The sequence below is a fragment of the Acinetobacter sp. YH12096 genome (assembly GCF_013419215.1).
Taxonomy (GTDB): domain Bacteria; phylum Pseudomonadota; class Gammaproteobacteria; order Pseudomonadales; family Moraxellaceae; genus Acinetobacter; species Acinetobacter amyesii.
This window is the reverse complement of the sequence record NZ_VPAM01000040.1, coordinates 1-25,467: the sequence shown is the minus strand read 5'-3', so window position 1 is coordinate 25,467 and position 25,467 is coordinate 1. Positions and strand designations below refer to the sequence as shown.

The window sequence follows — 25,467 nt, the reverse complement described above, 5'->3', positions numbered from 1 at the left end:
ATCAGGCAATCAGCGCGTCATATTCACTTAAGCGCTAGGTGGGACCAACTCATCAAAAAGATCATTGAGATTGTCATTCACTTTCAAATGAATCAAATTCCAATAATGTCCTGAAACAGTCCGGTTCACCATCAGGGTATCCGGTGATGGTTTAAACACATCCCAGTATTTAAGAGAAGGCTTAATTAATTCTACCCCGTCATGGTGTGCTGAGTTTTCAGCAAAGTCGTATTGTGTGGTCAGCGGACGCATCAGTACTTCAAGCCATTGCTCATACAACTCCGTAGGGAATTTACCGAGTTCATTGAGGGAATGTAGGGCATCGAGTTGCTGTTCCATCAGTGGAATATCGTGCTTGCGTGCAGCATTGATCAATTGCTTAAAGTGCGACACGATTTCAGGAGATAGGGTTTTCACACCGCCGTAGTCATATACGATGACTGAACCATCTTCACGAAAGGCGAAGTTGCCCGGATGTGGGTCACAGTGGAAACGTTTAAGGAAGAAAATTTCACGGCCTATGGCACGGAATAAGCGTCTTCCCAAGGCATTTCGGGTTTCTTGTGACCACGTACTGGCAGTTTCTATACTGTCGCCAAGCTCTAGACTTAGAGTCAAAATATGACGTGAAGAATAATCTTTATAGACCTGTGGAATGATGATTTTGTCATCCAGCGCACTATGAAACGCACGGGCCACATCTAAGTTTTGCGCTTCAATTTCGTAGTTCAGTTCGTTGTCCAAACTGTCCTGAATTTCACGAAATAGCTTGTTTTGTAACTTCCGATCAATTTTCAATACGCCCATCAGACGAAGGGCAAGCCGAACTTGTTTTAAATCACTTTCACAGGCTTCTTCGACACCCGGATATTGCACTTTCACCACCACCTGCTGACCATTAGGTAACACGGCTTTATGCACCTGCCCAATGGATGCAGCGGCAAAAGGTTGTTCTTCAAAACTTTTAAAAATTTGCGCGAGGGGTTTGCCGAGTTCTTGTTCTACTTGAGCCTTAATTTCAGCAAAAGGCATGGCTGGCGCTTGGCGTTGTAATTTACTGATCGCTTTTGCGACTTCAGGTGGAAAAATGTCTTTGTACTGCGAGGCAATTTGTCCGACTTTCATCACCGCACCCTTCATTTCACCCAAAGTGTCTGCAATTTGCAGACCGATGTCCTGAAAAAGTTTACTGCGAGATGCATTTTTCTGTTCTTCATCGGCAGTGATATTGCGGATGGAATTGGAAACGGTTTTAGTAGCAATGCTTGCCGTCATACTGGCAAGTTTCATAAAGCGACGACCCGGTGTGCTAGCCGTTTTTGCCATGTGATGTTCCTCAAGATCATCATTTATTATCTAATACCGATCATAGGCGACAAAACACAAACTGCCTACTTTAAATTGTTAAGACTTTATTTCTCTTGATAAAATGATGGGCAAAAATGTAAATACTGAAAATAATTCAGGCAAATTTAAGCCACGCGCTGAATGGTTTAAAATATCGCGTCGCTAGAAGAGAACTGAACGATGAAAGTGTATCGCTATTTAACCGGTAAAGATGATGTCAATTTCTGTGCCCGTGTGACCAAAGCTTTAAATGAAGGCTATGAATTGTATGGCTCACCAACCATGAGTTTTAATGGGACAGAGGTGATTGTCGGGCAGGCGATCGTGAAAGACGTAGAAGACGACAGCCAAGTGCCACAAGGTTTAAAAAATGCCATCGAGGCGCTTAATTAGTTGGCTTTTGCTGCTTCGCTAGATTCAGTTTTTTCCAGTTCTAAATGTGGACCGAGATATTTACTGCATTGGTTATGGTGTAAATTTTCATTCAATGCGATGAGGTTTTGCGTCACGATAAAATCCTGATCGTCCGCAGAGGCAAACTTTTGATTGGCCTTGATGAAGTCCTGATAGGTATACGCCATACCAGACTGCTGACAACTTAATTTTAAACGTGCGGTATATGAGTCCGCCTGTTGTTCATGATAAAAGCGAAAGGCTGTCCAAAGTGCTTGATTGATGTAATCAAATTCGGGTTGTGATTGGACTTTGATGGGTGCGTGATATAAAGGAAATTCATGTCGGTTGATCGTTTGTTCAGCTTGTAGTGACATGGAAAAGCCTAAGCTCAGACAGAGACTGATCGAGCGAAATACATGGGACATGTTTATTTTCCTCTTCTTCGTGCTTTTTTATTTATGGCATTGCTATGCAGGGTGTTAATTTGCATTAATCTTCTGCATAGCGTAGCCGTCTTTTTTAAGTAACTGATGTTACGTAGTAACATCAGAAGCGCCATTTGATTCAAATAAAAGAACGATACGCGGTAACGTCATCCGCAAGTGTTTGAGACAGGACTACTTCTAATCAAAAATGTTTTTGCGTGACTTTGAATAATTACACGCTGGTGAACGAGTTTTGCGGATGACAATGGTTTTGGGTACTTTTGCCGAAACAAAAGTACCTCCAGCCGAAGGCTAATCCCGTTATTCAATCCCTAAGATGTAAGACTCCGTCGAATAAAATTAAAAATCATTTTAAAAATGCAAAATTACTTTTATGTGCGTAACATCAGTTAAGTAACTTTTTAGATGATTTTTTAGGGCTTATCCCGCATGTGCTAAACGTTTATTCATCATAAATAAACGCGTAAGTAGCAGTGTACATGCGACAGTCAGACCTACAATCAGGCCAATCCAAACGCCTGCAGCACCAGTCGTAGTGAAGCGTGCAAGATAGATCCCGACAGGGAAGGCAATGATCCAATACGCGATCATAGTGATCCACATCGGCCCTTTAGTGTCTTGCATGCCGCGTAAGCATCCTGCGGCACTGACTTGCCATGCATCCATTAATTGATAGGCAATTGCGAACAAGACCAAATATACTGCAAGCTGAGTCACATCATAGTCATTGGTATACAGTGACACAATTTCATTACGTAAAAGCCAAAGCAAGAGCATGGTAATTAGGGCAAATACCGTCCCAGTCAACATACCGACTTTCTGGACTTTTCGCATTGCTAGCCAGTTCTTCTCCCCATAATAGGTACCGACCCGAATGGTTAGCGCAATCGCTAGTGACATTGGAATCATAAACAATTGCGAGGTAATCGAAATGGCCACCTGATGCGCTGCAATGGTAACTTCGCCCAAGGGACTCAACACAATAGCGGCTGTACTAAAAATACTGACTTCAAAGAAAATAGCTAAGCCAATCGGAAAGCCGAGTTTTAAAATACGTTTGATCCATTCACTGTTCATTTTTTCAAAAGCAGCGAAAGGTTGGGTTTTTTGATAGGCCGATCCTTTGAAAACGTACATCGCCAAAGCAAAGAACATTAACCATTGCAAAATCGCCGTTGCAAAACCACATCCTGCAGAACCCAATTCAGGGACTGGGCCTAAACCATACATAAAAATAAAGTTCAGTGGAATTAACACCAATAAGGCCAGTAGACTCAGCACAGTGACTGGTCGTGGATGCCCCAATGCTTCTGAGTAACCACGTAAAGCTGCGTACATGGTGACAGCAGGCATACCTAAACTAATGGCGTGTAAGAATAAGCTCGCCTTCGGAAGTAATACTTCAGGGACACCCAATAACGGTAAAAGCAGCGGCATAGCTTGTAAGACTAATGCGGCAATGATCCCTAAAAATAATGCGACCCACAAAGACTGACGGGCGATGGTGGCAATTTTTTCAGGCGTCCGAGCACCATTGGCTTCGGCAACCAATGGGGTGGTGGCAATCATAATGCCGCTGAACAGCAGCATGACTGGTATCCATAAGCCGACCCCGACCGCAATGGCTGCAAGGTCATTGGCGGACATGTGTCCAGCCATGATGGTATCAATGAGACCAAATCCCGCTTGCGCAAACTGCGTGATCAATATCGGGATCATTAAATGAAACAGTTGTTTTAATTCATACTTGCTGCTTGTTACAGCCGTGACAGTAGACACAGAATGTACTCATTTCTTGTGAGGTGCTTAGGAATGAGGTCTTAGCGTTGGAAAGTGAGAAGCACACCAATAAAAATCACCACGCCACCCAATAAGCGTTGCCAGTTAATCGGGGTTTTTTCAGTGCCGAGCAAGCCAAAATGATCAAATACCATCGACATTAAGATCTGTCCAAAAATAATCAGACCCGAAAGGGATAAAAAACCCAGTTTCGGCGCGGTATAAATACTGATACTGATGGCATAAACGCCCAGACATCCTCCCAGCCATAAATACCAAGGAATTTGAGCAAAGCTTGCAAAGTCCGGTTTTTCGGCCGATTGAAAAAACACCATAAAGGCGAGGACTATTGTACCAACCAAAAAAGAAAAAAGGGCAGCTTGCAGCGGTGAATATAAATATTCACGCAATTGGCTATTGATCGCTGTTTGAATGGTCATGGCGATGCCAATACCCATCGCGAGCGGCAGTAAGTACAATAAATGGCTGCTTATTTTCATCTTGTTATCAGCAAATTCTTTTTTAATATGATCAGTCTACTGTATTCGATCAGAGTTTTCACAAGCACTCTGATGCAGTCATGTTAAAATACGCAGTATTCTTCAACGCATTTTGAGCAATCTCCTTGGCTGAATTAAATCCTGCACTCGTTCCTTTGTCTTTATACATTCACATGCCGTGGTGTGTGCGTAAATGTCCATACTGTGACTTTAATTCGCATGCGGTGCCGAATGGTGAATTGTCTCTGGACTTAGAACAAGAATATTTACAGGCGTTGGTTGAAGACTTTAAAACCCAAGTCGATTTTGCTCAGGGCCGCCTGATTCATAGTGTATTTATTGGTGGCGGTACACCATCTTTGATTTCTGCCCAAGGTTATCAATGGTTATTTACTCAGCTCAAAGCATTGGTGCCATTTGAAAAGGGCTGTGAAATTACCTTGGAAGCCAATCCCGGTACGGTTGAGCACGATCCTTTTTCAGGTTATTTAGAGGCAGGGATTAATCGTTTATCTATCGGTGTGCAGAGTTTTAATACCGAGCAACTGAAAAAACTGGGTCGGATTCACTCGAATGACGATGCCATTTCTGCCATTCAGCATGCACGGGAAGCAGGTTTTGAACGGGTGAATGTCGATTTGATGCATGGCCTGCCTGAACAAGCGATTGAGCAAGCGCTTTTGGATTTGAAATTGGCTGTGGAAAATGGCGCAACACATGTGTCGTGGTATCAGTTGACGATTGAGCCGAATACGGTCTTTTTCCGCACCCAGCCGATTCTGCCTGTCGATGATGTGCTTGAAGAGATTCAAGCGCAGGGCGAAGCCTATTTAACAGCGCAAGGCTTTATCAATTATGAAGTGTCGGCATGGCGTAAAGAAAAGCCGTCGGCACACAATTTAAATTACTGGCAGTTTGGTGACTATTTAGCGATTGGCGCAGGCGCGCATGGTAAAGTGACCATGCCAGACGGGGTGTATCGTTTCCAAAAAACCCGATTGCCGAAAGACTATTTAGCCAAAGTACCTGCTGAACATCTTCAGTTTAAGCGCATCGAAGCAGCCGACATGCCTTTTGAATTTATGATGAATGCACTTCGTTTAAATCATGGGGTGGAAGCCAAGCTATATAGCGAGCGTACAGGGGAAAGTTTAGAGCCGATTGCCGAGTTATTGAACTCATTACGTGAACGTAAATTGATGGTCAGTGATCCAACACTTTTGTCTTGTACCGAGCAGGGACATATCTTTTTAAATTCAGTATTGGAAGAATTCCTGTAATGAAAGCTATGTCAAACTTGTTTTAAAATTTGAGCGACAAGTAATTTTTCATATTCCGAATGTAATTTGCAGAATGTGTATGAAATTATTCAGTTGATAATTGAATTTACATGGCATAAAGGAACTTCAGAAAATGAAATATATTTTAACTGCGACGTTATTAACTATAGCTTTGGTGGGTTGCACCGATAAAAAAGCACCATCAGAACAAAATGTTGCAACAGAGGCAACGACCGCAACTGCACAAACAAACGATGTTGCAGTATCTCAAGATGAGCAAGTGATTCACTTTACAGGGCCACAAGATCTTAGCCTTGAGTTAAAAACCAAAGATAATTTTGAAACCGCACAATTGACTGATAATTCTGATCGTGTGTATGAATTGAAACGAGGAGTTTCAGGAAGTGGTGTACGACTTGCCAACGACCAAGGTGTTTCAATTCACTTTAAGAACTTTAATGGTGTGAATGAAGGCACTGTTGAGTTGGTAAAAGATAAACCCATAGAGATCAAAGAATTTATTGCTGATAAAGCAAAGTCAAGATTAAAAAAGACCGCATGAGCGGTCTTTTTTTAATTTAGCTTAACGATGTTTCGGTGGCATTGGCGGTAATTTATGCTGCGAAACAGGTTTGTGTTGATTGCCTTTAAAAGCTACTGCCTTATGATTTTGTTTGGCAAATTTCGCATGAGCTTGTTGATGTTCTTTGTTCACCATGTGGGGCCCAGCAGATTTGTGATGTGTTGCTTTAGGTGGTACAGGTTTTTTATCGAAGTGTGCAGCAGGTGGTGGATTTTTATGATCGAATGCAGGCGCTGCCATAGCGGACATTGTCGCAGTTGTTGCAATCAGACCAATCATCAATGAAGACATCAATTTTTTCATGGTTACGCTCTCTATGAATCAATGAAGTCATCATAGGGGGAGGCTGTGGAGAAGATATGAAGTTGTATGAGATACAAATGTAAAGCTAAAATTATGGAGTAAAATTCACTTTAAGTATTTAATATTTATTAAATAAAATTATATTTTGGCGATAAAGTATTCTATTTTGGTTGAAAAATACAACAATATTTCTCCATATAAAGTTCATCGTTATACATTGTTGTTACCTCATGAAGAAATTAAGAATGCTGTTCGTTATCCCGATGAATCAAACTTAAAAGAGTAGACATAAAAAAAGACCACCGAAGCGGTCTTTTTGATCTTTCAGCGATTGAAAAACTTAGTAATCAAAACTGAAGTGTTCAGGAGCCAAAGAAGTCATGGTCTTCGATGGGTTAACCATTGCTTCAGCGTGACCTTGTGAGCGTGGTAATAGACGTTCAAAGTAGAAGTCAGCCACTTTGATTTTTGCTTTATAGAACTCAGGAACTTCTGCACCATTGCCTTCTGCTAATTTTTCAGAAGCTACGGCAGCTTGTTGTGCCCAGAAATAAGCCATCATCACGTAGCCAGAGAACATTAAGAAATCGACAGAAGCAGAAGATACGATGTCACGGTCTTTACGTGCTGCAAGCATGATACGAACCGTTAATGCATTCCACTGTGCGCAAAGCTTGGTTAAGTCCCACGCAAAACGACGCATGTATTTGTTACGTGCATGTTGACCACAGAACTTCAAGATTTCAGCTGTGTAGTCACGAATCACTTTACCTTTAGAGGTCAGCAGAACTTTACGACCAATCAAGTCTAGTGCTTGAACACCGGTTGTGCCTTCGTAGAGAGTAGAGATACGTGAGTCACGAACAATTTGTTCCATGCCCCATTCTTTAATATAACCATGACCGCCGTATACTTGCATACCATGGTTTGCAGCTTCATAACCCATTTCGGTTAAGAAACCTTTGAGAATCGGGGTGTAGAAGCCTAAGTGGTCATCATGTGCTTCAAACGCTGCTGTATCACCGCGGGTTAAAGCATCAGTCATTTTGTCCGCAATTTGAGCTGCATAGTAAATCATTGAACGGCCGCCTTCAGCGATCGCTTTTTGAGTTAAAAGCATACGACGTACGTCTGCATGGTGAATAATCGCATCGGCTACTTTTTCAGGATCTTTTTTACCTGAAAGTGCGCGCATAGACATACGTTCTTTGGCATATGGAAGAGCGCCTTGGAATGCCAATTCAGCATGTGCAATACCTTGGATCGCTGTACCAATACGTGCAGTGTTCATGAAGGTGAACATTGCGTGTAGGCCTTTGTGTTTTTCACCGATCAAGTAACCAATCGCATTGTCAAAGTTCAACACAGCTGTTGCTGAAGCACGGATCCCCATTTTGTGTTCAATCGAACCACAAGTCACAGGGTTGCGTTCGCCCACTGAACCGTCTGCATTCACAAGGAATTTTGGAACGATGAACAATGAAATGCCTTTGGTGCCCGCAGGTGCATCTGGAAGACGAGCAAGTACGATATGCACGATGTTATCTGTTAAATCATGCTCACCCGCAGAGATGAAGATTTTTGTACCAGAAATTGCATAGCTACCGTCAGCTTGAGGTTCCGCTTTGGTTTTTACCTGACCTAAGTCGGTACCGCATTGAGGTTCAGTTAAGCACATGGTGCCTGACCAAGTTCCAGCAACAAGGTTCGGTAAATATTGGTTTTTCTGTTCTTCTGAACCAAATTGTAGAATGGTGTTGATACAACCTACGCTGAGACCCGGATACATTTGGAATGACCAGTTTGCTGTACCCATCATTTCAGATTTGATGAGATTCAACGACTGTGGCAAGTTTTGACCGCCAAATTCTTCAGGGAAAGACAGACCTTGCCAGCCACCCTGTACAAATTGGTCATAGGCTTCTTTAAACCCTTTTGGTGTTTTCACATCACCATTTTCAAAATGACAGCCTTCTTCATCACCCGTTTGGTTCAAAGGCGAAAGGATGTTTTCACAAAAATCCGCTGCACCTTCTAAAATCATGTCGACAGTGTCTGCATCAGCAGCTTCACCATTAGACAAAGTTTTGTAATGTGCTGGGTAATCGAGCACTTCATTCATTAAGAAACGAATATCGTGTAAAGGCGCTTTATATGCAGGCATAGTCTTAATCCTAATATCTAAATTTTTTTGGATTATCTGTATTGATGATTTGATTATTCATAATTTCATCTAAAAAACATTGATGAATACGCCCTTAAAAAATGTCAGAAAGGCGAATTGTAATATTTAACCAACATGTGAAAAATAAACTTCTGATAGACTGGGTGTTGATCTTTTGATCATTTTTTTCTTTTAATAAATCATAAAGAACTTAGGTCTTTCGTACAATTATGCGATTAAAATATATAACACTTTGTTTACTGGGTTTGAGTATTACTGGGTGTGCTCAACATGTCATAAAAACCAATTCAACGGATCAGTCTCTCGGGCAACAAGCCACTCAAGGCTTAAACGCAATGTTTGAAAATGCCAGTTATGACATGAAAGGGCAATTTTCAATTCAAACCGATCTTCAGTTCGATGAAAAAAAGCCTGAAACCAAGTCAAAGCCTGCGATAAGCACACAGCCAGAGCTGGATCCTAAACTTAAAAAACAACTGGATCAGTTGATTAAAACCCAAAATATTCCGTTTAGCCAAAAAGAAAAGAAACAGCTCTATCAAGCCATTGCCAATGAATCGATCCCACCATCAGCGCGCTATAGCGATGAAGAGGATGGCGTTTCTCCGCAATCTAAAATTGCTCAATCACTGCTGAATGTATTGAATGATTTACAGTTTAGCTATAGCGGTTCAGTACATTTTAGAGAAAAACTTGCTGCCTTAACCTTGCAATTGAGTTATCAAAAACCGACCTTGCAGGTGAATGCACAGTTGCCGATGATCATTGATTTTAATCAACATAAATTTTATACCAACTACTTTGCGTTCATGCCGTTTATGGTGAATCGCGAAAGCCAAAGCAGCTTGGCTTATGTGGATTTTTCAAAACATAAAGAGACGATTGCTCAGTACGATTTGAAAAAATTTGCTGACTATTTAAAACAGATGAATGCTTTGCCCTATGTCTTGGCAGAGCCGAATCAAGTGCAAAATATTGCTTTAACACGTGATGAAAAAAATGCAGGGCTGACTAAAAAAATCCGCTATGTGGGTGATCTCGATGCGCTTTACACCCAGCTTGAACTTTTTGATTTTGTGAACGCCAACTATTACACCACGCAAATCAAAGGTCAGCGCAATAGTGACGCTGAGCAAGATGAATCTGTGGACGCTGCTGCGCATCTCAGTGCTTCCGAAGAGGCGATGGCTGCGGCTGAAGCGGCGGGAGGGACTGCAGTAGCGGCAGCAGCTGAGGATGAAGACTATGATGCGGCTTATGCATCTGTAGAACGTGTGAATGAGCTGCTCAATGCGAAAATGCATGGCCTGATGTATCACCAACACGAAACGGAAGACGAACAAACGTCTTCTGCCGCTGAATCTGCTGAATACGCGATCGATACTGCAAGTGCATATGCGGAGGCGACCGCGGGTGATGACGAAGAAGCCTATAGTACGGATACTGAAGTAACCGAAGCTTATGCGGCTTCAGAAGAAGATGATGAAACAGCGAATTTATCTGAGGAAGTCTGTCAGGCCTTGATGAACACCAAACAGGTGCCGATTGGTAAAGTCACACTGTGTCAGGATTATCAAGATGTTCGGGTGATACCGCTGCAAGAAGATGCTGTACCATCGGCTTCTGATGCGGACACATCCAATACAGATTCAGAGATTTCGGACGCTGTTGAGCAGTTAAAACTAGTATTCCAGCAATATCAAAGTGAACAACTTGTCGATGTAAAACAATTCCAGCAATTATGGCAAAAGCATCAAGCTGAAATTGCACAGGTGCTGAATACACAGGATAAATCATCTTCGAATGTCGTGATGGATGTAGGCTTAGATCACAAAGGCCGCGTCCAAGTAATGGACTATCAATTGGCCTTTAATGAGCCACGTTTAGGTCAATTAAAGCTGAAAAGTAGCAACCAAATCTTGAATTATGGCAATGCGACTCCAATTAATCGTCAAGCCATGAAACAGGCAAAATCCATTGAGGAAGTCAGTAAAGATTCACTCTTTGAAAATATGTTGAAAGGCCTGCTTGCGCCAATCACGGGAAATGATCCTCTGCTTGTTGAAGCAGAAACTGCCTCGGTTGATGATGTCCGTGCTGCAAATGAAGAAATCGAACTTCCTGAATATCTAAGTACTGTGGCTTTGCAAAGTTATAAGCGCCATCAATCTGAAGTGAAAGCTTATCAAGCGGCATTTGTCGTGGCATTTGCTAACTATCGCGCTCAGTATGTGCGTTATTACTCAGCCAATGATTTGAATGAAATTGCGGAAGTCTATGCGTATCGATTTGTTGATGGCTTAAAAGAGCCAACAGGCAATGCGCTGAAACGTTTAAATCAATTACGTGATAAGCATGCTTTACATCGCTATCAAGACTTTGATGACTTAGGTTCTTCAGTCAATCATTATGTGCAGTCGGGGATTGGTGAGTACAAAGCTCAGGTTGAGTGGAAACAATTGCAAAAAACTTATAAGACTGATCAGGCGATTTTTGCACATTTATATCAACAAAACTTTTTAGCCAGTTATGAACTGGAAGGAACTGAAAAAGCGCATTTGGTGAAAGCATCAAAAATCTATGCGCAAGCCTTTGCTGATGATATCAAAGGAAAATTATCAGAAGCGTCATTGCAAGGCCTAGCAGCAGAACACGAAGAGTTGTTCAGCCAATCGGCTTATTATGAGACCTATAAGGCGATACAAAAACACAAGAACTAAGTTGGATCAAAAAAAGAACCTCAATTGAGGTTCTTTTTTTAGGTGTTTCGACTGCTCAGAAAGTGAATTGAGCAAATCATTTTGAATTATAGAAAGTCTTTTAGATCAGGTTTGACGCCATTCCAAATGGAAAAAGATTCAATCGCTTGACCAACCAACATGCCAAAACCTTCTGAGGTTGGAACATGGCGTGCTTTGGCTTGATCCAAAAATGTCGATGGTTTGCCATAGGCCATTTCATAGGCGTGGGTGAATTGTAAAGCTTCAGGCAAAATTAGCGGATCACCCGTTAAGCTTGCCGATGTGGCATTAATCACCAGATCAAATTGACCTGCTAAGTCAGTGAGTGCAATGGCTGCAAGTTCGGCATTCGGTACGGCAGTTTTTAAGTCAGCGACCAATTGTTCAGCACGCGCTAAAGTCCGGTTGGCAATGACGATTTTTTTGGCCCCAGCTTGTACCAGTGGATAAATTACGCCACGTGTTGCACCGCCTGCACCAATGATCAATATATCGCTCTGTTCTAAATTCCAATCTAAGGCACGGATGGCATCAACTAGGCCTTGTCCATCGGTATTATCGCCATGGAGTGTGCCATCTTGCATCCATAATGTATTGACCGCACCTGCAATTTTGGCACGTTCAGTAAGGACGGCACATTGTGCATAGGCTTGTTCTTTAAACGGAACAGTGACATTCATACCGATGCCACCTTCGGCAAAGAAGGATTCGACGCTGTGCTGAAAACCATCGAGTGGCGCAAGTCGTTTGCTGTACTGAATGTCGAGGCCTGTTTTTTCAGCGAAGGCATGATGAAGTTCAGGTGAGCGTGATTGTTCAATCGGGTTGCCAATCACGGCAAATTGTTTGCTCATTGCACAGCGTCCATGTAGATGTGAAAGAGCAGACAATATACGCCAAAACCGAAGATGGCTAAAGTTCGGGCAGTCTTAAAATCGTGAAATAAAGGCGGAAAATTAAGGATTACAAATATCTAAGACGCTTTGAATCAAGATGCTCGCAGCACTGATGACTAGACCAATGAGGGCAACGACCATGAAGCCAATGGCCAAATTATCATTCAAAGACGTTTCGGAAAAAATATTAGTACTGATAGCGCTGATCAGCACAACAGCAAAGCTCCAAAACACCAAGGCAGTAAGACTGACTGCTTTTTTATTGAGTGTTTGATGTGTCATGTGCGTTGTACTCCGTACAAGAAAGTTACAGCCATGAGTTTATTGACACATTGTGCAATGACATAGCGTAAAGCTGTTTAAAAGATGTGTCATTGTTGAGCAATATGATTACAAAGTAAATGCTTAAAAAATTTATTTATGCATCAAGATATTACCTAGAAATACAAATACTTTAATTAAAAGGCAATAAAAAGCCCCTGACGGACAGGGGCGAATACATCTTTATCCGTTTTATTTCAGCGTATTCAGCCAGTCTTGCGGTTTTAAATAAAAGTCGGTGAGCTTTTTCTCGGCAGAATTTTCTTCCCATTCAGGACGATACGACCAGCCTGCCAAGGGTGGCATACTCACTAAAATGGATTCAATACGTCCACCAGTTTGTAAACCAAATAAGGTGCCACGGTCATACACTAGGTTATATTCAACGTAACGACCACGACGGTAAAGTTGGAAGTCTCGTTGTGCTTCGTTATAGGCTTTGTCTTGATTTCTTTGGAAGATCGGTAAAATCGCCTCTAAATAACCATTACCCACGGCCTGCATATATTTGAAACAGGTTTCAAAGTCCCATTGGTTGAGGTCGTCAAAGAATAAACCACCCACACCACGTTGTTCATCACGGTGTTTGAGATAGAAATAGTCATCACACCATTTTTTATGTTCATCATAGAGCGTATCGCTAAATGGGGCACAGAGATCATGGGCAGTTTGATGCCAAGACAAGACATCTTCATCATTTGGATAAAATGGGGTGAGGTCAAAACCACCGCCAAACCACCAAATCGGATCTTGGCCTTCTTTTTCCGCGACAAATAAACGCACATTGGCATGTGAGGTCGGGACGTTGGGGTTTTTCGGGTGAATTACCAATGACACGCCCATGGCTTGCGCTTTTGCACCTGCAATAGCGGGATGGCGTTCAGTCGCAGAGGCCGGTAATTTTGAAATGTTAATGTGCGAGAACATCACGCCGCCTTTTTCAATCACCGTTCCATTTTGAAGAACACGTGAGCGACCACCACCACCTTCTGGGCGCTCCCAGTCATCGATCGCAAATTCGGCACTTCCGCCACCAGCACGTTCTTGCTGTTCCAATGCGGCACAAATTCGTGCCTGTAAATCGCGAAGGAACTCATCTACACGTTGAATATCAGCTGAAGTTGGATTCTGCATGGTGACCTTTATTAAAATAATTTAAAGATAAGTGTCATCAAAGCATAAATTACGTGAAAACTTAAGGCATTTTTCCCGATACTCTGCATCGGCTCTTTACTTTAATCACAGAAATTTAACGATTAAACAAAAAGATCATGCAGAGTTAGCAGCAATTGCTCAGGCTGAAATTGGGGCTATTCCGACAAATTTGCTAGGTTGAATTCACATCTGAAGCTCAGCACAATAATCATAAGGTAGATTTAAATTGAATCTCATTGATTGAAATGGTGCATCGATGTCTCAGCAGGCGAATTCTTTAATTCAAAAATACAATGTACCAGGTCCACGCTATACCAGTTATCCAACCGTGCCGTATTGGGAGGAAGCTGAGTTTTCATTGCAACAGTGGAAACAGGGATTGAAGCGTTCATTTGATGAGACCAATCACAGCGAAGGCATCAGTCTGTACATCCATCTACCATTTTGTGAAAGCTTATGTACGTTTTGTGGTTGCCATAAAAAAGTCACGAAAAAACATGAGATGGAGCTGCCTTATATTCAGGCGGTGCTGAAAGAATGGGACTTATATTGTCAACTCTTGGTTGATCGGCCAATAATTAAAGAAATTCATTTGGGCGGGGGAACGCCTACTTTCTTTTCTCCGGAGCATCTCACCCAGTTGATTCAAAGCATTCTAGTGCATGCTGATATTGCCGATACACATGAATTTAGCTTTGAAGGGCATCCGAACAATACCACACGTGAGCATTTACAAGCTTTGTATGATGTTGGTTTTCGACGCGTAAGTTATGGAGTGCAGGATTATAATGAGAAGGTGCAAAAAGCCATCCACCGTATTCAGCCCTTTGCACATGTTGAACAAGTGACACAGTGGGCACGTGATATTGGCTATACCTCTATTTCACATGATTTGGTTTTTGGTCTGCCATTTCAGGATTTAAACGATGTGTTGCATACCATTGAACAGACCAATCGTTTGATGCCAGATCGCCTAGCCTTTTATAGCTATGCACATGTGCCGTGGATTAAGGGCAATGGTCAGCGTGGTTTTAAAGATGCTGATGTCCCGAAAGATGATTTAAAGCGCCAATGCTATGAAGAGGGTAAAAAAAAGTTACTAGCGCATGGCTATCATGAAATAGGGATGGATCATTTTGCATTAACCCAAGATCCGATGTATCAAGCTTTTCAGCAGGGCAGTTTGCACCGTAATTTTATGGGCTATACCGCATCGAAAACCCAAGTAATGATTGGTCTCGGCTTATCCTCGATCAGTGACAGTTGGTACAGCTTTGCACAAAATGAAAAGAAAATTGAAGACTATTATGCACGTTTAGAAGCGAATGAAATCCCAGTCTATCGGGGGCATGTGCTGACAGATGAGGACTTAATCATTCGTAAACATATTCTCAATTTGATGTGTACCTTCCAAACTTCTTGGGCAGGTCAAGAAATGCAATTTCCTGAGCTTGATGAAGTATTAGCGCAATTGGCTGAAATGCAAGAAGATGGCTTGCTCGAGATTTTTGATCAGCACATTCAGGTGAGTGATGCAGGCAAGCCTTTTGTCCGTAATATCTGCATGGCTTTTGATTTACGATTAAAACGTCGTGTTCCTGAAAATCGTATTTTTTCGATGACGATTTGAATCTCCCTTAACCCCTCTTTAATAAAGAGGGGAAAGCCTCCCTTTTGTAAAGGGAGGTTTGGAGGGATTAATTTATGGAGAATTTAAAGGATTTTTAAAAATCATCCTTTTGATACATATGCGACATACGATCATGTTTGGTTTTTAAATATTGTTCGTTAAAGGGATTTAAACCCACAGTCAGCGGAACACGATCAACGACATTCACGCCTTGTTCTTGTAGAGCTTCAATTTTTAACGGGTTATTGGTAATGAGGCGCACCGCAGTAATGTTAAGATGATTCAACATGATAGGACACATATCATAACGACGTGCATCAGCAGGAAGATCCAATAATAAATTGGCATCGACTGTGTCATGGCCTTGGTCTTGTAGGGCATAGGCACGGATTTTATTGGTTAAACCAATCCCGCGACCTTCTTGGCGTAAATATAAAATCACCCCTTGACCTGCTTCATTAATTAATTTTTGGGTCGCTTGAAGCTGTGGGCCGCAGTCACATTTGAGTGAAGCGAAGGCATCACCGGTGAGGCATTCGGAGTGGATACGAACTAAAACAGGTTCAGTGGGAGCTTGTTCTAGTCCTTTAGAGAGTGCGACGTGTTCTTCACCGGTTTCAGGATCCTGAAAAACCGTAATATTGAATTCACCAAAAGCGGTCGGTAATCTTGACGTTGCGACAAATTCTATAGGCACTGCTTAACCCGTTTATTCGATTATAAATTGGCTAAAGTATAGCGTAATGCTTGGACATTGGTAGAATTGCAACGACGAATTTATGCAGAACATTTTCTTTTTTGTATAAAGCGAACGATAATAGTTGATAAATAGGAAGATTATTCAGGATAATCTGACTCATTCAAAATCTCCCCAGCGAGATCATTGCTAAAAATTACATCGCTACAAGTTTGGCTGATTGTAAGGTGATACAATTCGACGATATGATCGAGTTACCCATTTAGACCGAGCTTAGGAATTTGCCAGGCTTTAGAAGGCTTTGCCACATTATGCTGTATAAAGAAATACCATTTCAACGCCCTGTAACACCGTTGCTGGATACGATTAACCATCCTCAACAACTTCGTTTACTCGAGCGCAGCCAATTAGAGCAAGTGGCGGATGAGTTACGTCAATTTATTTTGTATGCGGCCGGACAAAGTGGTGGGCATTTTGGTGCCAATCTTGGGGTGATCGAATTAACCGTGGCATTGCATTACTGTTTTGATACGCCACGTGATCGTCTGATTTGGGATGTGGGTCATCAAGCCTATCCGCATAAAGCCTTGACCGGTCGTCGTGAACAATTAGTGACGATTCGTGCCAAAGATGGTTTGGCTGCGTTTCCTGCCCGTGAAGAATCTGAATTTGACACCTTCGGTGTAGGCCATTCATCAACCGCGATTTCTGCTGGTCTTGGGATGTCATTGGCACGTCGCTTCAAGCAAGATCCCTGTCATGTGGTTGCAATCGTGGGTGATGGCGCGATGACAGCGGGCATGGCTTTTGAAGCCATGAACGATGCGGTGGCACACAATGCTGACCTCATGGTGGTATTGAACGACAACGATATGTCGATCTCATGCAGTACTGGTGGTTTTGCTAAGCATTTGGCTGCGATTTGGGAAAGTGGTCAATCGGTGAATATTTCTGAAAATGGCGAAGCCTATATTCAACCTCATCCTGAATGGGCGTATAACTCACGCCTACATTGTGCTGCGACCGATGCTGCAGACAACCTATTTAAAGCCATTGGCTTTGACTACTTTGGTCCTTTTGATGGGCACGATGTTGAACAATTGACACATGTGTTTGAAGCCTTAAAAAAACGCAGAGGCCCACGTTTAGTGCATGTCTATACCAAAAAAGGTAAAGGCTTTGCACCTGCCGAAGCAGATCAAATCAAATACCATGCCATCAGTAAAGTGAATGCACCTGCTGCAGTGGCAACTGCACCGAAATATTCAGATGTTTTTGGTCAGTGGTTATGTGATGAAGCTGCACAGGATGATCGTTTATTGGCGATTACTCCTGCGATGTGTGAAGGCTCAGGCATGGTGCAATTTGCCAAGCAGTTCCCTGAGCGTTTCTTTGATGTTGCCATTGCAGAACAACATGCGGTGACTTTGGCTGCGGGTATGGCCTGTGAAGGGGTAAAACCGGTTGTTGCAATCTATTCAACCTTCTTACAACGTGGTTATGACCAACTGATTCATGACGTTGCTTTGCAAAATCTTGATGTGACATTTGGTATCGACCGTGCAGGTTTGGTTGGTGAAGATGGCCCTACGCATGCCGGTGCTTATGATTATGCCTTTATGCGTACCGTGCCGAACATGGTGATCATGGCGCCGAAAGACGAAAATGAATGTCGTCAAATGTTGCATACGGCTTATTTGTATAAAGGCCCAGCGGCGGTACGTTACCCACGTGGTAATGGACTGGGTGTTGAGATTCAGCAAGAGATGACCGAGCTTGAAATTGGCCGTGGTGAAATTCTTGCAAACTTCAATGATCAGCAAGAGGACACCATTTCTATACTGGCTTTTGGTAGCCGTGTACAAGCGGCAATAGAGGCAGGACAGGCTTTAGCGACAAAACTAGATGTGGCTGTGCGTGTGATTAATATGCGCTTCGTGAAGCCCTTAGATACACAGTTGATCGATCAAATCGCGGCAAGCACGCAACTGTTTGTGACAGTTGAAGAGCATGCCGTCATGGCGGGTGCGGGCAGTGCAGTAAATGAATATTTAGCCCAAGCCGGCGTGGTTAAACCGGTGCTGAATTTAGGTTTAGCTGACGAGTTCATGCACCAAGCAACGCATGCTCAAATGTTGCATCAGGCTGGACTGGATGCTGAAGGCATTAGCGCTTCTGTGACACAAAGCTGGCTAAAACATAAGCAAACAGTGGTTTGTTGATTTTCTAATTTTTAGAAACATTTTTTCCCTAAAAGCCCTTATATTTGATAAGATATAAGGGCTTTTATGCATTATTCTTTATCAGTATCTTCAAATTTGTAGTGGGTGTTCAATGGAACCTATGGTGGTTATGGCTGCGCGTGCGGCTCAATTAGTTGGTCAAGAGCTTTTAAAAGCGCATCAAAATCGTCATAAACTCGATCTACAAGTCGAAGAAAAAGGAATTGATGGTCCAGTAACGCGTGTAGACCGTTATTTGGAACAATTGACTATCGATACCCTACGTAAAAGCTATAAAAATCACAGTTTCCTAGGCGAAGAGTTTGGTCTTCAAGAAGGCAAAGGTCACGACGCTGATTGGTGTTGGATCATCGACCCACTTGATGGCACATTAAACTTCGTCAATGGTGTTCCACATTTCTGTATCTCTATCGCAGTTCAACATAAAGGTGTAACTCAACACGGTGTTATTTATGACCCTGTGAAAGATGAGTTGTTCTCTGCAAGCCGTGGTCGCGGTGCGATGATGAACCAACGCCGTATTCGTGTAAATGTAAAAGACAGCTTAGAAAACACTTTCCTTTCAGTGGGTCATGCGTATCGTAAAATTCGTAATGGCGAAGTGGTTTCTTATGCGAAAAACCATTTCAACTCATTGTTAAATGTGACTGAAGCCGGTGCTCAATACCGTCGTTCAGGTTCTGCTGCTCTTGATCTAGCATATGTTGCTGCAGGTCGTTTCGATGGTTATTTCGAACTTGGTTTGAAACCTTGGGACATCGCTGCAGGCGAACTTATTGTGAAAGAAGCGGGTGGTACTGTGGTTGATGCTCGTGGTGGTAACGACTCAATGGACAATGGTCAAGTACTTGCATGTTCTATGAAAATGCTTAAACCACTTATGCAAGCTGTTGTTCCAGCTTGGGGTGAAGCTGCTAAATAATAGAACGCTTAGTTCGAGTTTATTGACAGAATAATGAAATAAAGCCCTCTTTATGAGGGCTTTATTTTTGTCTAATCGGTCAAAAATAATAGTTAAACACCTATAATTTAAAGCTTCTTACAAAAAATATTCTGAAGTTGACTAAAACAGGTGACATTTAAAAACTTTCTGCTATAATCCCCGCACGCACTAAATTTCGTTCATTACCTGAACATTCTCTTCTATCATTGTGTATGCGCGTTCCGGTCCAAAGAGAGGACGATATTTCGCGCCCCACCCAATCGCTAAGCGATTCCTTCAGGTTGCGGCTGTAATCATGTGTGCGTTATACGCATCGTCGTTCTCGGATCGCCGCTGATTCTATATTTTCAGCGTCTTTTGCTGTGCCGCTTTTTGCCGATGTCCATCTGAATTTATATTTTTAATGGAGCACCCATTTTTGGGGTGAAATACTCTATGAGCAAAACTTTTGCTGATTTTCCTTTACATGAGTCGTTACAACTAGCATTACAAGGTCTAGGTTTTACTACTCCGACTCCAGTGCAAGAACAATCAATTCCAGCTGCATTAGAAGGTAAAGACCTTCTTGTATCAAGCCAAACTGGTTCTGGTAAAACTGCTGCATTCTTACTCCCAACTGTGAATGCTTTGGCTGGTCAAGACACATTGATGTCTTTCAAAGAGCGCATGAAAGCGGTAACTGCACCGTCTATTCTTGTACTTTGCCCTACACGTGAATTGGCTCAACAGGTTAGCCAAGACGCAATTGCTTTAGTACGTCACATGAAAGGTGTTCGTATTGCTGCAATCATGGGTGGTATGCCTTTCGGTAAACAAATCCAACAGCTTAAAGGTGCACAAGTTGTCGTAGCGACTCCAGGTCGTTTACTTGACTTGGTTAACCGTCGTCAAATTAAATTAGACAACGTTGATGCGTTAATCGTTGACGAAGCTGACCGTATGCTTGACTTAGGTTTCTCTGAAGACCTAGAAGCGATCAGCGACTTGGCTGCTAACCGTAAACAAACATTAATGTTCTCTGCAACATTTGCGCCGCGTATCATTACACTTGCAGAACGCATGATGAATGATCCACAGCGTATTGCGATTGAAACTGGTCACTCTACAAATACTGATATTACTCAGACACTTCACTGGACTGACGGTTTCGAACATAAGAAAAAACTTTTGACTCACTGGTTATCTGATGAGTCTGTAGATCAAGCAGTTGTATTCGCATCTACTCAAGAAGATACAGATATGTTGGCTGAAGAACTTGCAGAAGCAGGTCACTCAGTTGTTGCTCTTCACGGTGCAATGCCACAAACTGTACGTAACCGTCGTTTACGTAGCATTCGTGAAGGTCGTGCAAAAATCTTAGTTGCGACTGACGTTGCTGCACGTGGTCTAGACGTACCAACTATTTCTCACGTAATTAACTTCGGTCTTCCAATGAAGAACGAAGACTATGTACACCGTATCGGTCGTACAGGTCGTGCGGGCCGTACTGGTAACGCGATTACTTTAGCGACTTACCGTGAACGCGGTAAAATCCGTGCTTTAGAAGACTTCTTAGATGCACGTTTAAATGTATCTGAAATTGAAGGTCTTGAGCCATCTCCACCTCCTGCACGTGGTAGCCGTGATGGCGGTCGTGGTCGTCGTGATGGCGGTCGCGGTGGTCGTGGTGGTTTCGGTGGCGGTCGTCGTTTTGAAGGTGAATCAAACTTCAAACGTCGTGAAGGCAACCGTGATGGCGAACGTCGTTCATTCGGTGGCGAAGATCGTCCACGTCGCGAATACAACAACGATCGTCCACGTCGTGAAGGCGGTTTCGAAGATCGTCCACGTCGCGAATTTAACAACGATCGTCCACGTCGTGAAGGCGGTTTCGAAGATCGTCCACGTCGCGAATTTAACAACGATCGTCCACGTCGTGAAGGCGGTTTTGAAGATCGTCCACGTCGCGAATTTAACAGCGATCGTCCACGTCGTGAAGGTGGTTTTGACCGTCGTTTTAACGATGACAACCGTGGTAACCGTGTAGATTACAAACCAGCTCGTGAAGGTTATGGAGATCGTCCAAAACGTTCATTTGGTGAAGATCGTCCAAAACGTTTCGGCGATGACCGTCCTCAACGTTCATTTGGTGAAGATCGTCCAAAACGTTTCGGCGATGACCGTCCAAAACGTTTCGGTGATGATAAACCGCGTGGCGAACGCACTTTCGGTGAAGACCGTCCACGTCGTAAATTCAATGACTAATTGAATTTCGAAAGAAATATCGAAAAAACCGGTGGAAACACCGGTTTTTTTTATGGATTTAAATTAGCTTTTTAATCAGAAAAATGTATACTTGATCAAACTTTATGTGTTTAATGATAATTAATATGAACGGAAACGCGTTGGTAAATATGCGTACAGTGATGATCGAGGTACTTATGCCTTATATCGGTTTGACACTCTTATTGTGTAATATCGTTTACTATATATACAATTATTTTAACTAAATTCTTCTATTGGGTTGAAAACACCCTCTATAAAATCGCATTAATAATAAAAAACAATTTACCTGATGGAATGCAGGGATATGCGCTCATGCAATGGTAACATTTTAAACTTCAATCCTTTATAGTATGCATGCTGAAAAAAATGCAGGAAAATCCTCAGCTATGAATAATCAAACGTCTTCTCAGACTCAGGCACTGATTGAAGTGAAAAACCTGAGTTTTAAGCGAGGAGAGCGCGTCATTTATGACAATGTCAGTTTAAAAATTCGTCGTGGTCAGATCACTGCAATTATGGGTCCATCTGGTACAGGTAAAACGACTTTACTCCGTTTAATTGGCGGTCAATTGACTCCCGATAATGGAGAAGTGTTGCTTGATGGGCAAAACATTGCACAGATGTCACGTCAGGAGCTCTTCGCTGCGCGTGCGCGTATGGGGATGTTGTTTCAGAGCGGCGCATTATTTACCGATATGTCGGTATATGAAAACGTAGCCTTTCCAATTCGTGCCCATACCAAGTTGCCAGAGCATTTGATCGCTGAAATTGTTGCGTTGAAATTAGAGTCTGTTGGTTTACGCGGTGCAGAACAAATGATGCCTTCTGAACTTTCAGGTGGTATGAATCGTCGTGTGGCTTTGGCCCGTGCAATTGCACTCGATCCTGAGCTGATCATGTATGACGAACCCTTTGCAGGGCAGGACCCGATTGTGATGGGGGTATTAACTCGCTTGATTCGTTCGCTACGTGAAGCTTTAGATCTAACCACGATTATTGTTTCGCATGATGTAGCTGAAACCTTATCAATTGCAGATTACATCTATGTCGTGGCTGAAGGGAAAGTGCAGGGCGAGGGAACACCTGAGCAGTTAAAAGCACATGCCTCGCCTTTTGTGAAGCAGTTCTTGACGGGTTCGGTAGAAGGTCCGGTCGATTATCAATTCAGTCATCAGCCCTATTTAAATCATGAGGTTCGTTCATGAATGCTATTGCCGCATTAGGTAGACGCGTCATTGAACGTGTTCGAGGAATCGGCGTAGCAACCATTATGTTGCTGCAGATTCTTTTTTCCATGCCGACTTTACTTGGCGTGAAGTTGTTTATTTATCAGATGTACCGTGTTGGTGTGCTTTCATTACTGATTATTGTGGTATCTGGCTTATTTATTGGCTCGGTACTGGGTTTGCAGATGTATAGCATTCTGTCGACCTTTGGTAGTGAGGCGATGCTCGGCACCGCAGTTGCACTGACTTTATTGCGTGAACTTGCACCTGTGGTTGCGGCTTTACTCTTTGCAGGTCGTGCAGGTTCAGCTTTAACGGCTGAAATTGGTTTGATGAAAGCCACTGAGCAGTTGTCGAGTATGGAAATGATCGGGGTCGATCCATTAAAACGTGTGATCTCGCCACGACTTTGGGCCGGTATTTTTAGCTTGCCAATGTTGTCGGTGATTTTCGCTGCTGTCGGCATCATGGGCGGTAAATTGGTGGGTGTTGATTTTCTGGGTGCAGATGAAGGCTCTTATTGGAGTGGCATCGAGAACAGTGTGCAATTCTTTAAAGACGTCTTTAATGGCACCATCATCAAAAGTTTTGTTTTTGCATTAATTTGTACTTGGATTGCGGTCTATCAGGGTTATGCCTGTGTCCCAACTTCAGAAGGTATTGCAACGTCGACCACACGTACTGTCGTGTATTCTTCGTTGTGTGTTTTAGGATCAGATTTCGTGTTGACTGCGGTCATGTTCGGAGGTATTTAATGAAATCACGTACGAGTGAACTGGCCGTTGGTTTTTTTGTCATTCTTTTTGCTATTGCTATTTTCTTCTTGGCGATGCGTGTGAGTGGTTTGGTCGGCAATAACATCGAAGACAGTTATGAATTGACCGCGACATTTGAAAATGTAAACGGGATTAAACCCCGTGCCAAAGTCACCTTAAGTGGTGTCAAAGTTGGTCAGGTGGAATCGTTGAAACTCGATCCTGTGACGCGTTTAGTGACAGCACATCTGATTATGGATGGCTCATTAACCTCTTATAACGCAGAACAATTAAAAGAAGTGCAAAAGAATGCACTCGAAGAGCTGCGTTACACATCAGACTATGAAGCAGCAATACCTGCGAAACAAAAAGAAATGGAACAGCAACTGATTGCTAACATGAAATCCATCACCAATATCGATGAAGATGCTTACATTATGGTGGCAACCAATGGTTTATTGGGTGAGAAATATTTGAAAATTGTACCGGGTGGTGGTGTCAACTTCTTAAAACGTGGTGACCAAATTGGTAATACCCAAGGTACGATGGAAATCGAAGATTTGGTGTCTAAATTTGTGACCGGTGGTGCAGGGAACAAATCTGACAGCACAGCAGATACTGAACAAAAAACAGAAGCTGCTGACACAACAACGGCAGAAGAACCTGCATTTGTTGAATAATTTTTAGGAGAAATTAAGTGAACACATTGTTAAAACATACGCTTACAGCAAGTATCTTATCAACTATGATGGCAGGTACAGCTTTTGCTGCTCCAAGCGAAGCACCACCTGCATTTGTAAAACAAGTGGCTGATGGCCTCATTACACGTTTAAAAGCAGACCACGCAAAACTACAAAATAACCCTGCGGCTGTGAAAGCGATTGTTCGTCAAAACTTAGACCCGTACATCGATTCACAAGCGTTCACACGTATCGTGATGGGTACGTATGCAACGAATCAATACAGCTCAGCGGCTCAACGTGCACAGTTTGAACGTAACTTCCGTGCAACACTGATCGAAAACTATGGTTCAGCTTTTGCCAAGTTTAGTAACCAAACGTATAGCATGCGTCCATATAAAGCGTCGAACAGTAAGAACCCTGTTGTAACGATTGATTTCCATAACAACGGTGAAAAAATTCCAGTCTCTTTCCAGTTGGCGGATAAAGGTTCACAATGGAAAATCCGTAATATCAACGTTTCGGGTATCGACCTAGGCTTACAATTCCGTAATCAGTTTGCGGCAACTGTAAAACGTAATGGCGGTAACATTGATAAAGCAATTGCGAACTTCAAACCTGATGCTGATGCAGCATTGGACAAGAAAAAATAAGATAGGTGATGTGTGATTAAACTTCATCAACAAGAATTGATGGTTTCAGGCAAAATCGATTACAACAATGCCGAATTGTATTATCAAGACGGCTTGAAATTGATTCAACAACAGCAAGCTTTTCCCTTAGTGGTCAATCTTGCTGAGCTTGAGCATGGCAGTACTTTAGCTTTAGCTGTTTTGGTTCGTTGGTTACGTCAAACGCCAAAAGCGCAAGGTTTGCAGTTTAAAGCAGTCCCTGAAAAAATGATGAAGATTATTCAAGCCTGTCATCTTGAGCATGACTTGCAATTGATCTAAAAAAAAGCACCGTAAGGTCACTGCTGTCCCATAGTTTGCTTTAAATAAAAAAACCTGAGTCCTAACAGTTAAAATATGAGTGCAAACAAACACTTTAACGACCAGGATTCAGGTTTTGTCACATCAGAATACCGTATTTCATG

23 protein-coding genes are annotated in these 25,467 nt (G+C 42.6%); 13 read left to right on the top strand and 10 right to left on the bottom strand.

Going from position 1 to position 25,467, the window contains the following annotated elements; translation table 11 throughout:
- Nucleotides 1-27: 27 nt before the first annotated feature.
- Nucleotides 28-1,326 carry an AarF/ABC1/UbiB kinase family protein gene (locus tag FTU36_RS14220; protein ID WP_180118346.1) on the bottom strand — a complete coding sequence of 433 codons (1,299 nt, stop codon included), beginning with the start codon at nucleotides 1,324-1,326 and terminating at the stop codon, nucleotides 28-30.
- A gap of 201 nt (nucleotides 1,327-1,527) precedes the next feature.
- On the opposite strand from FTU36_RS14220, the gene FTU36_RS14215 reads away from it, so the two are divergent.
- On the top strand, nucleotides 1,528-1,740 hold the full coding sequence (locus FTU36_RS14215; protein WP_180024326.1) for a DUF1737 domain-containing protein: 213 nt from the start codon (nucleotides 1,528-1,530) through the stop codon (nucleotides 1,738-1,740).
- Here FTU36_RS14215 and FTU36_RS14210 read toward each other — a convergent pair.
- From FTU36_RS14210 to FTU36_RS14200, 3 genes are all read right to left on the bottom strand, one after another.
- The gene (locus FTU36_RS14210; protein WP_180118344.1) at nucleotides 1,737-2,168 is read right to left on the bottom strand and encodes a hypothetical protein; all 432 of its coding nucleotides are present in this window, start codon (nucleotides 2,166-2,168) and stop codon (nucleotides 1,737-1,739) included. The genes FTU36_RS14215 and FTU36_RS14210 overlap by 4 nt on opposite strands.
- Nucleotides 2,169-2,609: 441 nt before the next feature.
- Nucleotides 2,610-3,968: an MATE family efflux transporter gene (locus tag FTU36_RS14205; protein WP_373686368.1), complete on the bottom strand. Its 1,359-nt coding sequence runs from the start codon at nucleotides 3,966-3,968 to the stop codon at nucleotides 2,610-2,612.
- Between the two features lie 41 nt (nucleotides 3,969-4,009).
- On the bottom strand, nucleotides 4,010-4,468 hold the full coding sequence (locus FTU36_RS14200) for a DMT family transporter (RefSeq protein ID WP_180010501.1): 459 nt from the start codon (nucleotides 4,466-4,468) through the stop codon (nucleotides 4,010-4,012).
- Nucleotides 4,469-4,593: 125 nt separating this feature from the next.
- Between FTU36_RS14200 and hemW the strand changes: the two genes are divergently transcribed.
- Nucleotides 4,594-5,748 carry a radical SAM family heme chaperone HemW gene (gene hemW, locus FTU36_RS14195; protein ID WP_180110398.1) on the top strand — a complete coding sequence of 385 codons (1,155 nt, stop codon included), beginning with the start codon at nucleotides 4,594-4,596 and terminating at the stop codon, nucleotides 5,746-5,748.
- A 133-nt stretch (nucleotides 5,749-5,881) separates the two neighbouring features.
- A complete protein-coding gene (locus FTU36_RS14190) occupies nucleotides 5,882-6,310 on the top strand; it encodes a hypothetical protein (RefSeq protein WP_180118342.1) in 429 nt (142 codons plus the stop codon).
- 21 nt (nucleotides 6,311-6,331) lie between these two features.
- On the opposite strand, the gene FTU36_RS14185 is transcribed toward FTU36_RS14190, so the two are convergent.
- The gene (locus FTU36_RS14185; RefSeq protein ID WP_180118340.1) at nucleotides 6,332-6,634 is read right to left on the bottom strand and encodes a hypothetical protein; all 303 of its coding nucleotides are present in this window, start codon (nucleotides 6,632-6,634) and stop codon (nucleotides 6,332-6,334) included.
- 340 nt (nucleotides 6,635-6,974) lie between these two features.
- Complete coding sequence (locus FTU36_RS14180) at nucleotides 6,975-8,798, bottom strand: acyl-CoA dehydrogenase C-terminal domain-containing protein (protein ID WP_168379095.1); 1,824 nt, start codon at nucleotides 8,796-8,798, stop codon at nucleotides 6,975-6,977.
- 230 nt (nucleotides 8,799-9,028) lie between these two features.
- Here FTU36_RS14180 and FTU36_RS14175 point away from each other — a divergent pair, with 230 nt between their 5' ends.
- A complete protein-coding gene (locus FTU36_RS14175) occupies nucleotides 9,029-11,539 on the top strand; it encodes a hypothetical protein (protein ID WP_180118338.1) in 2,511 nt (836 codons plus the stop codon).
- Between the two features lie 86 nt (nucleotides 11,540-11,625).
- Here FTU36_RS14175 and aroE read toward each other — a convergent pair whose 3' ends face one another.
- The 3 genes from aroE to hemF form a co-directional block, all read right to left on the bottom strand.
- Entirely contained in the window at nucleotides 11,626-12,414 is a 789-nt protein-coding gene (gene aroE, locus FTU36_RS14170) for a shikimate dehydrogenase (RefSeq protein ID WP_180118336.1), read from the bottom strand.
- Nucleotides 12,415-12,516: 102 nt separating this feature from the next.
- Complete coding sequence (locus tag FTU36_RS14165) at nucleotides 12,517-12,738, bottom strand: hypothetical protein (RefSeq protein WP_078189308.1); 222 nt, start codon at nucleotides 12,736-12,738, stop codon at nucleotides 12,517-12,519.
- 231 nt (nucleotides 12,739-12,969) lie between these two features.
- Complete coding sequence (gene hemF, locus FTU36_RS14160) at nucleotides 12,970-13,911, bottom strand: oxygen-dependent coproporphyrinogen oxidase (protein WP_180118334.1); 942 nt, start codon at nucleotides 13,909-13,911, stop codon at nucleotides 12,970-12,972.
- Between the two features lie 277 nt (nucleotides 13,912-14,188).
- Here hemF and hemN point away from each other — a divergent pair, with 277 nt between their 5' ends.
- Nucleotides 14,189-15,562 carry an oxygen-independent coproporphyrinogen III oxidase gene (gene hemN, locus FTU36_RS14155; RefSeq protein ID WP_180118333.1) on the top strand — a complete coding sequence of 458 codons (1,374 nt, stop codon included), beginning with the start codon at nucleotides 14,189-14,191 and terminating at the stop codon, nucleotides 15,560-15,562.
- Between the two features lie 94 nt (nucleotides 15,563-15,656).
- Here the strand turns inward: hemN and ribA are convergent, their stop codons facing one another.
- On the bottom strand, nucleotides 15,657-16,259 hold the full coding sequence (gene ribA, locus FTU36_RS14150) for a GTP cyclohydrolase II (RefSeq protein ID WP_168379100.1): 603 nt from the start codon (nucleotides 16,257-16,259) through the stop codon (nucleotides 15,657-15,659).
- Nucleotides 16,260-16,570: 311 nt separating this feature from the next.
- Between ribA and dxs the strand changes: the two genes are divergently transcribed.
- The 8 genes from dxs to FTU36_RS14110 all read left to right on the top strand — a co-directional run bounded on the left by dxs (nucleotide 16,571) and on the right by FTU36_RS14110 (nucleotide 25,324).
- Nucleotides 16,571-18,481 carry a 1-deoxy-D-xylulose-5-phosphate synthase gene (dxs, locus tag FTU36_RS14145; protein WP_180118332.1) on the top strand — a complete coding sequence of 637 codons (1,911 nt, stop codon included), beginning with the start codon at nucleotides 16,571-16,573 and terminating at the stop codon, nucleotides 18,479-18,481.
- A gap of 112 nt (nucleotides 18,482-18,593) precedes the next feature.
- Nucleotides 18,594-19,424: an inositol monophosphatase family protein gene (locus tag FTU36_RS14140; protein WP_078189303.1), complete on the top strand. Its 831-nt coding sequence runs from the start codon at nucleotides 18,594-18,596 to the stop codon at nucleotides 19,422-19,424.
- A 456-nt stretch (nucleotides 19,425-19,880) separates the two neighbouring features.
- Entirely contained in the window at nucleotides 19,881-21,689 is a 1,809-nt protein-coding gene (locus FTU36_RS14135; RefSeq protein ID WP_180118331.1) for a DEAD/DEAH box helicase, read from the top strand.
- Nucleotides 21,690-22,096: 407 nt separating this feature from the next.
- Nucleotides 22,097-22,915, top strand: coding sequence for an ABC transporter ATP-binding protein (locus tag FTU36_RS14130; protein WP_168379103.1), 819 nt, complete (start codon nucleotides 22,097-22,099; stop codon nucleotides 22,913-22,915).
- On the top strand, nucleotides 22,912-23,691 hold the full coding sequence (gene mlaE, locus FTU36_RS14125) for a lipid asymmetry maintenance ABC transporter permease subunit MlaE (protein ID WP_078189301.1): 780 nt from the start codon (nucleotides 22,912-22,914) through the stop codon (nucleotides 23,689-23,691). The genes FTU36_RS14130 and mlaE overlap by 4 nt, the downstream gene beginning before the upstream one ends.
- Entirely contained in the window at nucleotides 23,691-24,371 is a 681-nt protein-coding gene (locus tag FTU36_RS14120; RefSeq protein WP_180073426.1) for an outer membrane lipid asymmetry maintenance protein MlaD, read from the top strand. Before mlaE ends, FTU36_RS14120 begins: the two co-directional genes overlap by 1 nt.
- A gap of 17 nt (nucleotides 24,372-24,388) precedes the next feature.
- Nucleotides 24,389-25,024 carry a phospholipid-binding protein MlaC gene (locus FTU36_RS14115; RefSeq protein ID WP_180064824.1) on the top strand — a complete coding sequence of 212 codons (636 nt, stop codon included), beginning with the start codon at nucleotides 24,389-24,391 and terminating at the stop codon, nucleotides 25,022-25,024.
- A 39-nt stretch (nucleotides 25,025-25,063) separates the two neighbouring features.
- Entirely contained in the window at nucleotides 25,064-25,324 is a 261-nt protein-coding gene (locus tag FTU36_RS14110; protein ID WP_218945760.1) for a lipid asymmetry maintenance protein MlaB, read from the top strand.
- Nucleotides 25,325-25,467: the final 143 nt, after the last annotated feature.

Excerpts from the sequence above, each read along its gene's own strand:
- FTU36_RS14220 (WP_180118346.1), bottom strand. The coding sequence starts at position 1,326 with ATGGCAAAAACGGCTAGCACACCGGGTCGTCGCTTTATGAAACTTGCC.
- FTU36_RS14215 (WP_180024326.1), top strand. The coding sequence starts at position 1,528 with ATGAAAGTGTATCGCTATTTAACCGGTAAAGATGATGTCAATTTCTGT.
- FTU36_RS14210 (WP_180118344.1), bottom strand. The coding sequence starts at position 2,168 with ATGTCCCATGTATTTCGCTCGATCAGTCTCTGTCTGAGCTTAGGCTTT.
- FTU36_RS14200 (WP_180010501.1), bottom strand. The coding sequence starts at position 4,468 with ATGAAAATAAGCAGCCATTTATTGTACTTACTGCCGCTCGCGATGGGT.
- FTU36_RS14190 (WP_180118342.1), top strand. The coding sequence starts at position 5,882 with ATGAAATATATTTTAACTGCGACGTTATTAACTATAGCTTTGGTGGGT.
- FTU36_RS14185 (WP_180118340.1), bottom strand. The coding sequence starts at position 6,634 with ATGAAAAAATTGATGTCTTCATTGATGATTGGTCTGATTGCAACAACT.
- FTU36_RS14180 (WP_168379095.1), bottom strand. The coding sequence starts at position 8,798 with ATGCCTGCATATAAAGCGCCTTTACACGATATTCGTTTCTTAATGAAT.
- FTU36_RS14175 (WP_180118338.1), top strand. The coding sequence starts at position 9,029 with ATGCGATTAAAATATATAACACTTTGTTTACTGGGTTTGAGTATTACT.
- aroE (WP_180118336.1), bottom strand. The coding sequence starts at position 12,414 with ATGAGCAAACAATTTGCCGTGATTGGCAACCCGATTGAACAATCACGC.
- FTU36_RS14165 (WP_078189308.1), bottom strand. The coding sequence starts at position 12,738 with ATGACACATCAAACACTCAATAAAAAAGCAGTCAGTCTTACTGCCTTG.
- hemF (WP_180118334.1), bottom strand. The coding sequence starts at position 13,911 with ATGCAGAATCCAACTTCAGCTGATATTCAACGTGTAGATGAGTTCCTT.
- hemN (WP_180118333.1), top strand. The coding sequence starts at position 14,189 with ATGTCTCAGCAGGCGAATTCTTTAATTCAAAAATACAATGTACCAGGT.
- dxs (WP_180118332.1), top strand. The coding sequence starts at position 16,571 with ATGCTGTATAAAGAAATACCATTTCAACGCCCTGTAACACCGTTGCTG.
- FTU36_RS14140 (WP_078189303.1), top strand. The coding sequence starts at position 18,594 with ATGGAACCTATGGTGGTTATGGCTGCGCGTGCGGCTCAATTAGTTGGT.
- FTU36_RS14135 (WP_180118331.1), top strand. The coding sequence starts at position 19,881 with ATGAGCAAAACTTTTGCTGATTTTCCTTTACATGAGTCGTTACAACTA.
- FTU36_RS14130 (WP_168379103.1), top strand. The coding sequence starts at position 22,097 with ATGAATAATCAAACGTCTTCTCAGACTCAGGCACTGATTGAAGTGAAA.
- mlaE (WP_078189301.1), top strand. The coding sequence starts at position 22,912 with ATGAATGCTATTGCCGCATTAGGTAGACGCGTCATTGAACGTGTTCGA.
- FTU36_RS14120 (WP_180073426.1), top strand. The coding sequence starts at position 23,691 with ATGAAATCACGTACGAGTGAACTGGCCGTTGGTTTTTTTGTCATTCTT.
- FTU36_RS14110 (WP_218945760.1), top strand. The coding sequence starts at position 25,064 with ATGGTTTCAGGCAAAATCGATTACAACAATGCCGAATTGTATTATCAA.